Below are 13,890 nucleotides of genomic sequence, written 5' to 3'. Positions count from 1 at the left end.
ATGATTTTAAATGCAAGTGCGACAGGTAGTGTCGCACTTGATTTATTAAGAAAGCATGATGCTTTTTATGTGCACAGTATATTTAAAAAAGGCTTTAATATCATAACGGATCAACAAGATTTAATATTCATAGGTACTGACGAAAATGGTCGGTTCCCTTTCGGTATACTTGTCGATTCATTTACGAGAGATCAGCTCATTTCTGAAATTGAGATTGGGGCACAACTGAAAGTTCAACATCATACCTTAAACATTAATCATTTAAAGTTAAACTGGAAAGTTGATGTGCTCGATTTAGAACAAGATTTTGATCAATGTAATGTACCGTTATTAAAAGAACAATTGGATAAATTTTCTTTTGCAGATTATGAAGAATCAGAATTTACAAGTTCAAAAATAGATGAATTTTTAGTAGCACTGAGCTCGAAAGAAGTAGATATTGAACCTTATTTAAGATATTACATTGGTAGAGGACAAGGTCTGACGCCAACAGGTGATGATATTATAACTGGAATACTTTTTCCAAATAAATTAACACCATTTATAGAGACATCAAATTTATTAAAATTAAAACAATTATTGAATGAACATCTTACAACAGTCGTTAGTGAAGCCTTTTTAAATTGTGCTTTAGACGGGTTGTTTAGTTCGAAAATTACAAAGCTTCAACATGAAGCATCGGAAAAAGCGATAAAAGAATTAATATCAGTTGATTCATCCTCAGGAATGGATACACTTTATGGTATTTCTCTAGCTTTACAGAAGGAGTGGAATTAATGGGTAAAAGAGTCGTGCTTGCTTTAGGCGGAAATGCTATTTTACAACCTAAACAAGAAGCAACATATGACAATCAATACAACAATGTCATAACAGCTACAGAGAAAATGATAGAAATAAGAAAAGCAGGCCATGAAATTGTTGTTACACATGGTAACGGACCTCAAGTAGGAAATATTATTGCTCAAAATGAGTATGCTAAAGATAACGTTCCAGCATTACCAATAGACGTTTGTAGTGCAGAATCACAAGGTATGATTGGTTATATGATGGAAATGGCATTGAAAAATCATTTGAATAAAGATAAAATTAATGCAAACGTTAGTACATTATTAACTATGGTAGAAGTGGATAAAGATGACAAAGCGTTCAGCAACCCATCTAAACCAATAGGCGTATTCTTTGATGAAGATACAGCAAAAAGCCTAGAACAAGATAAAGGCTTTACAATGGGAGAAGATGCAGGTAGAGGTTACCGCAGATTAGTACCTTCTCCAGAACCACTTGTTATTCATGGCGTTGAAGAAATTAAAAGTTTACTAAGTAAATCAATTATTATTTCTTCAGGCGGTGGCGGTATCCCTGTATATCGTAATGAAGAAGGAAATCTTGAAGGTGTAGAAGCTGTAATCGATAAAGATAGATCAGGCTTAAAACTTTCTGAACAAGTAGAAGCAGACGTGTTCATGATGTTAACAGATGTACCAAATGTTTATATTAATTATGGTAAAGAGAATGAGAAGAAATTAGAACAAATTTCAGTTGAAGAAGCTGAACAATATGTGAGCGAAGGACAATTCCCAGCAGGTAGTATGTTACCTAAGATTGAAGCTGCTATTGAATTTGCTAAGACAGGTAATGAAGCTATTATTTGTTCATTAGGCGAAGCAGTAGATGCTTTAGAAGGCAAAGCTGGCACACGCATTGTAAAATAATCAGCTACTGTCAATATTATGAAAGAGTCTGAGACAATTATTTATGTCTTAGACTCTAAAAATTTTATATGGAGGTGAGGATTTGGAAGAACAAATGAAAAAATATCATTTTAAAGATATTTGGATTGTTTTATTAGGTATGATATTTGTAGCTTCTACGTTAAGGGCACCATTAACTTCTGTTGGTCCGGTTGTTGACTCAATTAAATCTACATTAGAAATCAATAATAGTTTGGCTGGATTTTTAACAACAATACCTTTACTTATATTCGGGATTGTATCTCCGTTAGTATCGAGAGTTGTTACTAAGTTAACGATGTCAGGTGCAATTGTTTATGCACTAATTTTATTAATGATTGGTTTATTCTTACGTGTATCTGGCGGTATTAATTTATTTATTTTCGGTACAATCTTAATTGGTGTGGCTATCGCATTCGGAAACGTTTGTCTACCTAGTTATGTGAAATGGAAATTCCCATTACAAATAGGTTTATTCACCGGTATTTATAGTGCGACGATGAACTTTACTGCTGGTCTGGGTGGTGGACTAAGTTATCCCTTATCCCAAATCTCACCATTAGGATTCCGTTTGTCATTAGCGTTTTGGATTATATTAGCAGTATTAGCGCTTATATTATGGATGCCTCAAGTTAAAGGTGGAAAAGCTGAGGAAATTAAAGCTACTAAAGAAATGCAAGCTAAAGCACAAGGACCTAAACCTAAAATGGTAACTTCAAAGTTAGCATGGGTTGTTGCGTTAACAATGGGCTTTCAATCTATGGTGTTTTATACAGTAGTTGCATGGGTCCCTTCCATCCTAATAGATAAAGGACTATCACCAACTACAGCTGGATATTTCCTTATGTTGAACCAATTTTCACAAGTACCTATGACATTTCTATTTCCAATAATTGCTTCTAAAATGAAAAATCAAAAAATACTCGTAACAATTATAACGGTGCTATTCTTAGTTGGCTTCAGTTTACTATTTAGCCAATCAATTGTTTTACTAGCAATTAGTATGGTTATAGCGGGTCTAGGAATGGGTGCATGTTTCAGTATATGTATGACATTCTTCTCAATAAGAGCAAGAACAAGTGCAGGTAGCATGTCATTGTCTGGATTCGGACAATCTATCGGATACTTTATTGCAGCAATTGGACCGTTCTTCGTTGGATATTTACATGATTACTTCGGCGGATGGGACGTAGGTATAATCGCATTACTTGTTATATCTGTTTTAACGTTTATATTTGCTATACAAGCAGCACAAGATGTATATGTAGAAGATCAATAAAAGTTATAAAATAATACTCCTAATCCGATTTAACGGATTAGGAGTATTTGTTTATAATTAGGGATTGTAATAGTTTTTTGTTGTACTTGGATTAATGATATAGAAAATCCAATAAAGGTGTGGTTATTTGGATTATTGTTGTAGAAAATCCAATAAGAGAGCATGTACTTGGATTAATAAAAAAGAAAATCCAATAAGAGTTGAAGAGTCTGGGACATAAATACATGTCTCAGACTCTTTTATTATAATGGCAGTAGCTGACTGGATTGAAAATGCGCTTATATCAAGCTTTTTTCAACCATAGTCATCCTTGCCGGGGTGGGACTACGAAATCTATTTATTAAAATGAGATTTCTGTCCTACTACCTATTTTAATCAAAATTATGATTCATAATATTTAACAAGTGTATCTAATGCTTTAACAGGATTTAATCCTTGTACGCCTTGTTGTTGTAAAAATAAAGAAAAAATAGATAAGAATGTAAGTATGTTTTGTTTTTCTACTACATAGCCCATTAAGCCAATTCTCCATATTTTATTTTGTAGTTCGCCAAATGATCCAGCGATTTCTACACCGTAATTTTCTAATAATGATTTTCTAAATTCGTTAGGCTCTACACCTTCAGGGATTTCAACGCAAATGACCATTTTCATTTCATGGTTTGCATCTCCATAAATTTTTAATCCAAGTGCTTCTAGTGCGAGCTTTAAACCTTCGTGATGGTAAGCATGACGTTCAGCTCTATTTTCAACGCCTTCTCCTACAGCAATTTTTAAGCCGGCATTTAATGCATAAACCATAGCTGTTGCTTCTGTATGGTGGTTTAAACGTTTAGGACTCCAGTAATCTTGAAGTTGTGTTAAATCAAAGTAATTACTTCTTATGAAAACTTCTTTCTCTGTTTCTTCGTTTGTTCTAATACCTTCTTCAACACGTTTTCTAGTATTAATTGCTTCACTAAAACGCTCATTGAAAGTAATTGGTGTGATGCCAGACGGTATAGATAAGCATTTTTGAGCACCGCCAATAACAGCGTCCAAATCCCATTCGTCAACTGGTATAGTTGTACCTAAGTATGTAGCAACGGCATCCACTACTGAATAAACGCCTCGTTCTTTACAAGCTTTACCAATCTTATCAATAGGTTGCTGGCGTCCGGTAGATGTTTCACCGTGAACAATTGCTAATACTTCAGGTTTTACGATATCTAATGCTTTAATAATTTCTTCTTGTGGTAGAACTTCTCCTACAGGACATTCAATAGTATGTACGATACCTCCAGCACGTTGAACTAGCTCTGCGAATAAATGTCCAAACCTACCTATAATTGGAACTAAAACACGATCTCCTGGCTCGACGATACTTGAAATAACAGCTTCTAATCCCGCTCTGCTCGTACCATCAACAGGGAATGACCATGTATTTTCTGTTAAAAATGATTTTCTAATCAGTTCCATTGTTTCATCCATTATAGCTGTAAGTCCGGATCAAATTGACCAAGTATAGAGTTGCTCATTGCTTGTGAAACACGTGGGTCCACACTTACAGGACCTGGTGTCATAATTAATCTTTTTGCTATTTTCAATTCACTCATATTAAGTTCTCTCCTTTACACTTTTCCTTTTTAATTGTATCAAATTATTAATTCAAGTTTTTTGTATAATTATACAAAAAAGCATATAACTTTTATTAAAAATGACTAAAAATTGTGATTATTCAGTTATTGCTTCCGCAAGTAATTTATAAGACTTTTTCTTGTCTTTAAAATTATAAATATTAGTAATAATCATGAATTCATCAGTTTGATAATATGTTTCAAGTTCTTTTAATTTTGCTACGACTGTTTCTGGAGACCCGATAATACAACGTTTTCTATTTTTCTTAATTAAATCCTGTTCTTCATCTGTAAAATCTTCAACGTTGATTTCTTCAGAAGACAATACTTTAGTCCCTCGACCTTTGCTAACATTAATTAACCATTTATCTTGGCTTAGAGCAAGTTCTTCAGCCTTTTCATCAGTTTCAGCACATACTACAAAAATACATACAATACTAGAAGGTGATTGCTGACTAACAGAAGGTTTAAAGTCATTATAATATCGCTCCATTGCTATTTTTCCATACTTAGGATTGATAAAATGACCAAATACAAAACCAATTCCTAAATTCGCAGCATTTTTTGCACCATTTTCAGTTAATCCTAATAACCACATTGGAGGAGGATTATCGATACGAGGTCCAGCTTTCACAAGTCTGAATTTATGATCTCGGGGAAGTGAATTATATAAGAAACCTTGTAGATCACTAACTTGTCTAGGGAAATCATCAATAGGTTTAATGTGATTATCCGTTAAAGCCTTTTGTGTAGAAGGCGAACCACCAGGTGAATTACCAAATCCGATGTCTATACGATTAGGAAAAAATGCTGATAATGTCTTAGCATTTTCTGCAATTTTATAAGGGCTGTATTGAGGTAACAAAATACCACCAGAACCAACACGAATTTGATTTGTCGAAGCGGCTATATTTGTCATTAATATCTCTGGTGAAGAACTCGCTAATCCACTCGTATTATGGTGTTCCGCAACCCAATAACGGTGATAACCTAACGACTCTGTCCATTTAGCTAATTCAATAGTCTTCCTTAATGTTTCCTCAGGCGTGTCACCTTTAGAAATGGGTGCCTGATCCAGTACACTGAGTTTCATTCAACCACGCTCCTTTATGAATAAATCTTATTTATAACTTACGTTTGTATTTTAATGAAAGATAGCCTTCCTCTTTAGGGAGTGTGTTCATTGGTTTTTCAAATTGGAATTGAAAACCGTTTGTTTCATAAAAAGGAATCCCGATGTAGTTTTCTTTTAATACTGATACCCATTGCTCTTTTGCACCACGTTCTATTTGATCGCTTGTGATTTTATGTAATAATTTTGTTCCAATACCTTCTCTTTTACGAGTAGGATCTAAATAAAGGACGTACAGTTCAGAACTACTATCATTACGAAAACCTCCACCACCAGCTCCAATAATTTTACCTTTATCTGCTGCTACAAACCAACCATTCCAATAATGATTAATATTTAAAACTTCATTTGTTACACGAACTTTATTATAAAACTCATTAATAATTTGAGTGATATATTTTTGAGGAAGAATGTTTTTGTATGTGGCTTTATAACCTTCAGAACATACGTAAATAATACCTTCAACATCTTCTACTGTCGCTAATCTATAATTCATTCAACCACGCTCCTTTTACTCTTAACTAAAGTATAACTTAAAAATAAATATTGTTTTAAAATCTGCTTATGATGTGATGATGCACCTTATGAAAGTTGTAAGTCGAGGTCCACTGCTACATAGCCCCCGAATGTTGTAATACACGTCTTACATTCAATATAGCTTCTTATTATTTCAACCATACAATTAAAATTTTAACGTGTACGTACAATAAAATAACATTTGACATATGTACGTACATGTAATATTATCATTTTAGAAAGCGTTTACAAAAAGGGGAGGCATTTTTTATGGAAGATATAAATAATCCTATAGTGTTACAAAGGGCAGATCCATTTGTATTACAACATGAAGGCCAATATTATTTCACAGGTTCGTATCCTTTATATGATCGTATTATTTTAAGAATATCGAATTCGTTAAACGGTTTGAAAGATGCAAAGGAATACACAGTATGGTTGAAAGATTCCAAAGGACCTAAGAGCGAATTAATATGGGCTCCTGAATTACATAGAGTTAATAACAAGTGGTACATATATTATGCTGCTGCGCCTAATACTAATATTGATGATGATACTTTTAACCATAGAATGTACGTATTAGAAAATGAATCAGATAATATTTTAGAAGGTGAATGGGTAGACAAAGGGCAAATTGATACAGGATGGGAAACTTTTGCTTTAGATGCAACAGTATTTACTTTAAATAATGAACTTTATTATGTTTGGTCTCAACAAGATTTAAACATTAAAGGACATTCAAATATTTATATTTCTAAAATGAAAAATCCTTGGACTTTAGAAGGTAAAATCACATTACTAACTGTTCCTGAATTCGAGTGGGAAATCAAAGGTTTTTGGGTGAATGAAGGACCAGCTATTTTAATAAAAGATGAAAAAATATTTTTAACATATTCAGCAAGTGCAACAGGTATCGATTATTGTGTAGGGATGTTAAGTGCCGATATTAGTAGTGATTTGCTGAATGCTGAGTCTTGGACTAAAAATAAAAAACCAGTGTTTGAAAGTAGTATTGAAAATAAACAATATGGTCCAGGTCATAATTCATTCACTAAATCTGAAGATGGTAAACATGATATTATCGTTTATCACGCAAGGAATTATCAAAACATCAAAGGAGACCCTTTATTTGACCCTAATCGTCATGCTAGAGCTCAGGTAATTAATTGGGATGAAAATAATAACCCTCAGTTTGGGGTACCGTTACCAGATAATCGTTGGACACCAGAAACTCCGGAAGTATTAGGAGGCGAAGTCCATGAATAAATTTAAGGATAGTGTGTTCTGGAGATTTGGGGGCATTAATTTCTTTTATTTTGCTATTTGGACTTTAATAATAACTTTTTTGCCACTTTGGCTAAATAGAGTAGCTAATTTAGATGCATCACAAGCGGGTATTGTATTCGCTACAATGTCAGTAGTAGCGATTATATTAGAACCGATTTATGGAATTATTCAAGATAAATTAGGATTGAAAAAGTATCTGTTTGCATTTGTCATTTTTTGTTTAGCATTAATTGGACCGTTTTTTGAATATTTATTTATACCTTTATTAGATATGAACGTGCTAATGGGAAGTATTATTGGAGGTTCATTCCTAAGTTTGTGTTTATATAGTGGTGTAGGCGTGGTTGAAGCATATTGTGAAAAATCAAGCCGTGCCAATAAATTTGAATATGGACATACTAGACTATTCGGTTCACTTGCAGGAGGTTCATTTGCGTTTATAGGTGGAATTATGTTTATAAAAAATCCATTCAGCATTTTTTGGGTTTGTTCAGTATCAGCACTTTTACTAGGTGTTATACTTTGGAGCATTAAAGTTAAGAAACTAAATTATCAAAAAGACGATAACGTACAAGATGAAAAAGATTTTGTAAACAAAGAAAGTATCTTTAAATTATTTAAAAACAAAAGTTTTTGGGGTCTTTGTTTATTGATAATCGGTAGTGCAAGTTTATACGATGTATTTGATCAACAATTTCCTAATTACTTTATCAGATTCTTTGATGATACTTCATCAGGTGAAACACTGTTTAGTAGACTTACATCTACTCAAATATTCATTGAAGCAATTGTGATGGTATTTATGCCATGGATTATTAATAGAATAGGTGCAAAAAATGGCCTGTTTTTATACGGCGTTATATTATTCATTAGAGTTGTGGGAACTGCATTTACAGATGAAGTGTGGCTATTATCATTCTTTAGATTATTAGCAGCAATTGAAATGCCATTGATGCTTATTTCAATTATGAAATATATAATTAGCGTTTTCGATGTAAGATTATCAGCAACAGTTTATATGTTAGCTTTTAACGTAGCGAAGCAACTTGGAGTCGCTTTCTTCTCAATTGTAATCGGTAGATTATATGTAGAAATAGGATTCCAATACACGTATTTAGTAATGGCAGTTATAATCGGTGTTTTAGTTTGTTTAGGAGCAATGCTTATGAAAACAGACAAAGTACCATTAACAACATTATCATTGAATGAACAAAGTATTCATAAGACGTGATATAAAGCAGCATTATATAATAATAAAACACTCCATTCAAAGCGAAATCTTTGAATGGAGTGTTTTTGTATTGAAAGAGACAGCTTTTTTACAATTCGAAATGAAAACCAAATTGAATGGTAGTGTATAACTTAGATTTATTTAAGCGCTTACATTATTTCCGAATTGCTTATGAATTTAAAAATACTAACAAATGTTTAATTATAAAACTACAATATAAACAAGGGAGATGTTAAAAATGTTAAAAAGTCGGCCGCTCAATATTTTAAATATTTTTCTTAGTAGAAATGAGAGTATATCAACAAAAGAATTAAGTATTATTTTCAAAAAGACTGAAAGAACTATACGAAATGATTTGAAAGATATTAATGAATTTTTGTTACTTAATCAGCTTAACGAAATGGGGAAAAATCGTGGTTCATATATTTTGAAATTATCGGATAAAGAGGAGGAAAAGTTAAAATTTTTAATTTCTGATGACATAGAAGAACAAGTATATAATCCAGCATTTAGAAGAGAATATATTATAACAAATGCTTTAGATAAAACTTGTTTTAAAAAAGTTTATGAATTATGCGAAGAACTTGAAATATCAAAAAGCACAATGGATAAAGATATGAAGCAAATACGTATAGATCTAGAAAAATATGATTTGAAAATTGAATCTAATTTGGAAATTGGCCTTCATATTGAAGGAAAAGAGAGTCAAATTAGAACTTATCTGTATGATTATTTAGTTAATAAAATAACTGAAGATAATGTAAATATAAGTACGTTATATGAGAGTTATAGTCCGATTCTTAAGTATTTGGATAATAAAGACTTAAACTTTATAAATGATACTTACAATAAGTTAATAGCAATTCACCAAAGTGATGTCGTACACTTTCTATCAGGTATGCCAAAAATGATAGATGGTGGGAAAAGAAATAAATATTTTTTAATATAAATTTTGAGCACTAATTCGTTGAATTATATATAACGAGTTAGTGCTTTTTCATTTATTATGATATTTGAATACACTCTAACAACTATACAATAGAAGAAAGACGTCTCAGAATTTAATTGTTGACGTATGAAAATATAATTGTATGATGATAATAACTAAAAAAAAACATATGGAGATGAAAAGCATGATAAGAACTATGATGTATGGAAAAATTCATCGTGCGAGGGTAACTGAAGCAAATTTAAATTACGTAGGTAGTATTACTATAGATGCAGATATTCTTGATGCAGTAGATATTTTGCCGAATGAAAAGGTAGCAATCGTTAATAATAATAACGGTGCAAGATTAGAAACTTATGTAATTGAAGGTGAACGAGGAAGCGGTAAGATTTGTTTGAATGGTGCAGCTGCACGTTTAGTTCAAGTAGATGATGTTATTATCATTATGAATTACGTACAAGTTACAAACGAAGAAGCTAAAAATTTATCACCTAAAGTAGCAGTAATGAATGAACGTAATGAATTTATTGAAATGATTCATGAGAATGAAAATGAAATCATATTATAAAGTGGCTATGTCAAGAATATACTTGCCTTAATACTATTATTAATCTAAAAAGCTTTAAAGTTCAGAACTTTTATTTTGAACTTTAAAGCTTTTTGTAATTTCATTTCGTTTCTAGTTATATTTTAATATTATATTGAAATTCCATTCCAAAAGTGAGATAATGTAAGCGATTCCAATAAGGAGTGTGTTGAAATGCTAGGCTTTTCTGTTTATTTAGGAGAACCATTTGATAAGACTTATATTGAAACAATGCTTAATGAAGGTGCCAAATATGTATTTACTTCATTGCAAATACCAGAAGATGATCCAATGTTTTATTTAACCAAATTAAAAGAGTTAAATAAAATAGTAAATGGTAGAGCAGAGATTATTGCAGATGCAAATCCTAAAACGTTTAAGACTTTAGGATTGTCATATAAAAAGCCTACTACTTTAAAAGATGCTGGAATAGATTTTATAAGATTAGATATATCATTGGAGATAGAAGATATTATATCTTTATTAAATGAAGTTAATGTAGTATGTAACGCAAGTACTGACGCTGTCGAATTGCTCTATCAACTTAAAGCTAAAGATATAGACATATCAAAAGTGATGGTTGCACATAATTATTACCCACGACCGGAAACAGGTTTAGAAAATGAGTTTTTCATTTCTAAAAACAAAGAAATAAGGGATGTTTTTCCGGATGTGAAAATTATGGCATTTGTCCCTGGTACTAAATTAAGAGGGCCTATCTTTAGAGGATTACCAACACTTGAAGCACACAGAAATATACATCCTTTATATGCTGCTTATCAATTATTAAAATATGATATCGACGTTGTTTGTATTGGGGACACAAGCATAGACTTAGATATCATAAATCAATTTCATGATTATTTTAATAATGGAATCGTAAGTCTTTATATTGAAGAGGAAACACCTGCTTTAAAAGATGTAACAGGGAGAATTTTTCATAATAGGAAAGACAAAGCGAGAGATGTAGTAAGAGCGGAAGAGGCAAGGATGAGTTTTCAAGGGGAAGTTAAACCAGATAATACGACTGAAAGAGTTAAGGGGACCGTTACATTAGATAACTTGAAATATGGGCGATACATGAACGAACTGCAAATCGTCAAGAGAGATTTAGAAGCAAATGAAGCCGTGAATGTTATTGGGCATGTTTCTAGTAGCAATTTAGATTGTATAAATATGATTGGTGCTGGACAGGCTTTCCAATTTATTAAAAGGGGATAATGTGATGGACATAAAAAAACTAACTACTGAATCAAGAAATAAATATTCATCAAAACTAGATACTTTAACGCCAGAACAATTTGTTGAAGTGATGAATACAGAAGAACAAAAAGTAGCCGAGCAAATTAAGTTAGAGAATAATGCGATAGCCGAATTGATTAAAAGAGCTATTACGGGCTTAAACAATGGTGGAAGGTTAATTTACATGGGAGCAGGAACGAGCGGAAGATTAGGGGTATTGGATGCTGCGGAATGTGTCCCAACGTTTGGTGTCACGCCAGACGTCGTAATAGGTTTAATTGCAGGTGGCCCAGAAGCAATGACGGTTGCAGTAGAAGGGGCTGAAGATGATTTAGAATTAGGGGAACAAGATTTAAGAAATTTAAATATAAACGAAAATGACACGGTTATAGGTATTGCTGCTAGTGGAAGAACACCATATGTTATAGGTGGATTAAAATACGCCCAAAGCATAGGCGTTCCTACTGGTTGTGTAACATGTAATCAACAATCAGAAGTAGGAAATTACGCTGATTTTCCGGTTCAAGTTGATGTTGGTCCAGAAGTTTTAACAGGCTCAACAAGGTTGAAAGCAGGCACAGCTCAAAAACTCATTTTAAATATGATTTCAACTGGTGCGATGGTTGGTATAGGAAAAGTTTATGAAAACTTAATGATTGATGTTAAACCAACCAACAAAAAACTTGTACAACGTGCTATTAATATGATTCAAGAAGTTTTAGGGTGTTCATATGAAGAAAGCCAGAAACTTTTTGAAGAAAGCGATGAACAAGTAAAAGTGGCAATTGTTATGGGCATGCACAATGTGAGTAAAGAAGAAGCCATTCAGAAATTAGAAAAAGCTAAAGGGTTTGTGAGAAATACGTAAACAAGGGGTGTATGTATATGTCTAAAGAAAAAGAAATGGCCAAAGAGATACTTGATAAAGTTGGGGGGAAAGACAATTTAGAAAAAGTCATTCATTGTATGACAAGGGTTAGAATGAGTATCGTCGACTACACTAAAGTTGATATTGAAGGTTTAAAAAATATCAAAGGTGTGATGGGGGTTGTAGAAGATGATATGATTCAAGTGGTAGTTGGACCGGGGACTGTAAATAAAGTAGCCAATGAAATGAGTACTATTATTGGCGTACCACTAGGCGAAACAATTAAGAAAAATCAAAGTAATAAAGAGAAAGTAGAACAAGAAGCGGATCTGTTTAAACAAAATATTAACAAGAAAAATCAAACACCTTTCAAAAGAGTGTTGAGATCGATAGCTAATATTTTTGTACCTCTTATTCCTGCATTTGTGGGTGCCGGTTTAATTGGTGGTATTTCTGCTGTACTTTCTAACCTGTTAACAGCCGGCACAATCGATGGAGCATCATGGGAACAATTTGTATTAGTATTTAATATTATAAAAGATGGTATTTTTGCTTATTTAGTCATTTATGTAGGTATTAATGCTGCAAAAGAATTTGGTGCAACACCTGGCTTAGGTGGTGTAATTGGTGGTACAACTATGTTGACTGGCATGGATCTAGAAAGTCCACTGAAAAATATTTTTAATGGCGAACCACTTGAAGCAGGGCAAGGTGGTGTAATTGGGGTTATTATAGCTGTTTGGTTGCTATCTTTAATTGAAAAAAAATTACACAAAATTGTACCGACTGCTGTAGATATTATTGTTACTCCGACGATTACATTATTTATTATGGGGTTAGGAACAATCTTTGTAATCATGCCTATAGCAGGTTTTATTTCTAACGGCTTGTTAGGCGTAATTGATTGGGTCTTAAATATAGGTGGAGCATTTAGTGGATTTATATTAGGTGCAACGTTCTTACCTTTAGTTATGTTTGGATTGCATCAAGTATTAACACCAATTCATATAGAAATGATTAATCAATCAGGTGCTACTTACTTATTACCAATACTTGCTATGGCTGGTGCAGGTCAAGTAGGTGCAGCATTTGCCCTATGGGTTAGATGTAGAAAAAATAAAAAAATCATTAACCTTCTAAAAGGTGCTCTACCAGTAGGAATTTTAGGAATTGGAGAACCATTGATTTACGGGGTAACTTTACCTCTAGGTAGACCATTTATTACAGCTTGTATCGGTGGTGGAGTCGGAGGTGCAGTTATAGGCGCCATCGGACATATTGGTGCAAGTGCAATTGGGCCGAGTGGCGTATCCCTTATACCGTTAATATCTCATAATATGTATGTAGGATATATTGCAGGTTTATTAGCAGCTTATTTAGGAGGCTTTATTTTCACATATTTATTTGGAACGAACAAAGAAATGACAGCACCACAAGAATTGGATGAGGATTAA

General features: G+C 32.8%; 12 protein-coding genes and 1 pseudogene. 10 read left to right on the top strand and 3 right to left on the bottom strand.

Annotated features, from left to right (window positions below; genetic code table 11):
* The 3 genes from CD135_RS09105 (at position 1) to CD135_RS09095 (ending at position 3,009) form a co-directional block, all read left to right on the top strand.
* Entirely contained in the window at positions 1 to 777 is a 777-nt protein-coding gene (locus CD135_RS09105; protein ID WP_103269292.1) for an oxamate carbamoyltransferase subunit AllH family protein, read from the top strand.
* Positions 777 to 1,712 (top strand): carbamate kinase, encoded by a 936-nt coding sequence (arcC, locus tag CD135_RS09100; RefSeq protein ID WP_016999009.1) that lies wholly within the window; start codon positions 777 to 779, stop codon positions 1,710 to 1,712. The genes CD135_RS09105 and arcC overlap by 1 nt, the downstream gene beginning before the upstream one ends.
* An 82-nt stretch (positions 1,713 to 1,794) precedes the next feature.
* Positions 1,795 to 3,009, top strand: a complete 1,215-nt coding sequence (locus tag CD135_RS09095) for a CynX/NimT family MFS transporter (protein ID WP_239705424.1) — start codon at positions 1,795 to 1,797, stop codon at positions 3,007 to 3,009.
* A 381-nt stretch (positions 3,010 to 3,390) separates the two neighbouring features.
* Here the strand turns inward: CD135_RS09095 and CD135_RS09090 are convergent.
* The 3 genes and pseudogenes from CD135_RS09090 to CD135_RS09080 form a co-directional block, all read right to left on the bottom strand.
* A pseudogene (locus CD135_RS09090) lies at positions 3,391 to 4,604 on the bottom strand (pyridoxal-phosphate-dependent aminotransferase family protein).
* 118 nt (positions 4,605 to 4,722) lie between these two features.
* Positions 4,723 to 5,718, bottom strand: a complete 996-nt coding sequence (locus tag CD135_RS09085) for an LLM class flavin-dependent oxidoreductase (RefSeq protein ID WP_103269291.1) — start codon at positions 5,716 to 5,718, stop codon at positions 4,723 to 4,725.
* Between the two features lie 31 nt (positions 5,719 to 5,749).
* Positions 5,750 to 6,253 (bottom strand): GNAT family N-acetyltransferase, encoded by a 504-nt coding sequence (locus CD135_RS09080; protein ID WP_103269290.1) that lies wholly within the window; start codon positions 6,251 to 6,253, stop codon positions 5,750 to 5,752.
* Positions 6,254 to 6,543: 290 nt separating this feature from the next.
* On the opposite strand from CD135_RS09080, the gene CD135_RS09075 reads away from it, so the two are divergent.
* The 7 genes from CD135_RS09075 to CD135_RS09045 all read left to right on the top strand — a co-directional run bounded on the left by CD135_RS09075 (position 6,544) and on the right by CD135_RS09045 (position 13,890).
* Complete coding sequence (locus CD135_RS09075; protein ID WP_103269289.1) at positions 6,544 to 7,539, top strand: glycoside hydrolase family 43 protein; 996 nt, start codon at positions 6,544 to 6,546, stop codon at positions 7,537 to 7,539.
* Complete coding sequence (locus CD135_RS09070) at positions 7,532 to 8,791, top strand: oligosaccharide MFS transporter (protein ID WP_103269288.1); 1,260 nt, start codon at positions 7,532 to 7,534, stop codon at positions 8,789 to 8,791. The genes CD135_RS09075 and CD135_RS09070 overlap by 8 nt, the downstream gene beginning before the upstream one ends.
* Positions 8,792 to 9,029: 238 nt before the next feature.
* On the top strand, positions 9,030 to 9,740 hold the full coding sequence (locus CD135_RS09065; protein ID WP_167543684.1) for a helix-turn-helix domain-containing protein: 711 nt from the start codon (positions 9,030 to 9,032) through the stop codon (positions 9,738 to 9,740).
* A gap of 184 nt (positions 9,741 to 9,924) precedes the next feature.
* Positions 9,925 to 10,308: an aspartate 1-decarboxylase gene (panD, locus tag CD135_RS09060; RefSeq protein WP_103269286.1), complete on the top strand. Its 384-nt coding sequence runs from the start codon at positions 9,925 to 9,927 to the stop codon at positions 10,306 to 10,308.
* 192 nt (positions 10,309 to 10,500) lie between these two features.
* Positions 10,501 to 11,547, top strand: a complete 1,047-nt coding sequence (locus tag CD135_RS09055) for a MupG family TIM beta-alpha barrel fold protein (RefSeq protein WP_103269285.1) — start codon at positions 10,501 to 10,503, stop codon at positions 11,545 to 11,547.
* Positions 11,548 to 11,551: 4 nt separating this feature from the next.
* On the top strand, positions 11,552 to 12,436 hold the full coding sequence (murQ, locus tag CD135_RS09050; RefSeq protein WP_103269284.1) for an N-acetylmuramic acid 6-phosphate etherase: 885 nt from the start codon (positions 11,552 to 11,554) through the stop codon (positions 12,434 to 12,436).
* Positions 12,437 to 12,453: 17 nt separating this feature from the next.
* Positions 12,454 to 13,890 carry a PTS transporter subunit EIIC gene (locus CD135_RS09045; RefSeq protein ID WP_103269283.1) on the top strand — a complete coding sequence of 479 codons (1,437 nt, stop codon included), beginning with the start codon at positions 12,454 to 12,456 and terminating at the stop codon, positions 13,888 to 13,890.

Source organism: Mammaliicoccus lentus (assembly GCF_002902755.1).
Lineage (GTDB): Bacteria > Bacillota > Bacilli > Staphylococcales > Staphylococcaceae > Mammaliicoccus > Mammaliicoccus lentus.
Note: the sequence above shows the minus strand (reverse complement) of the source record. Positions and strands in the feature narration are given on the sequence as shown.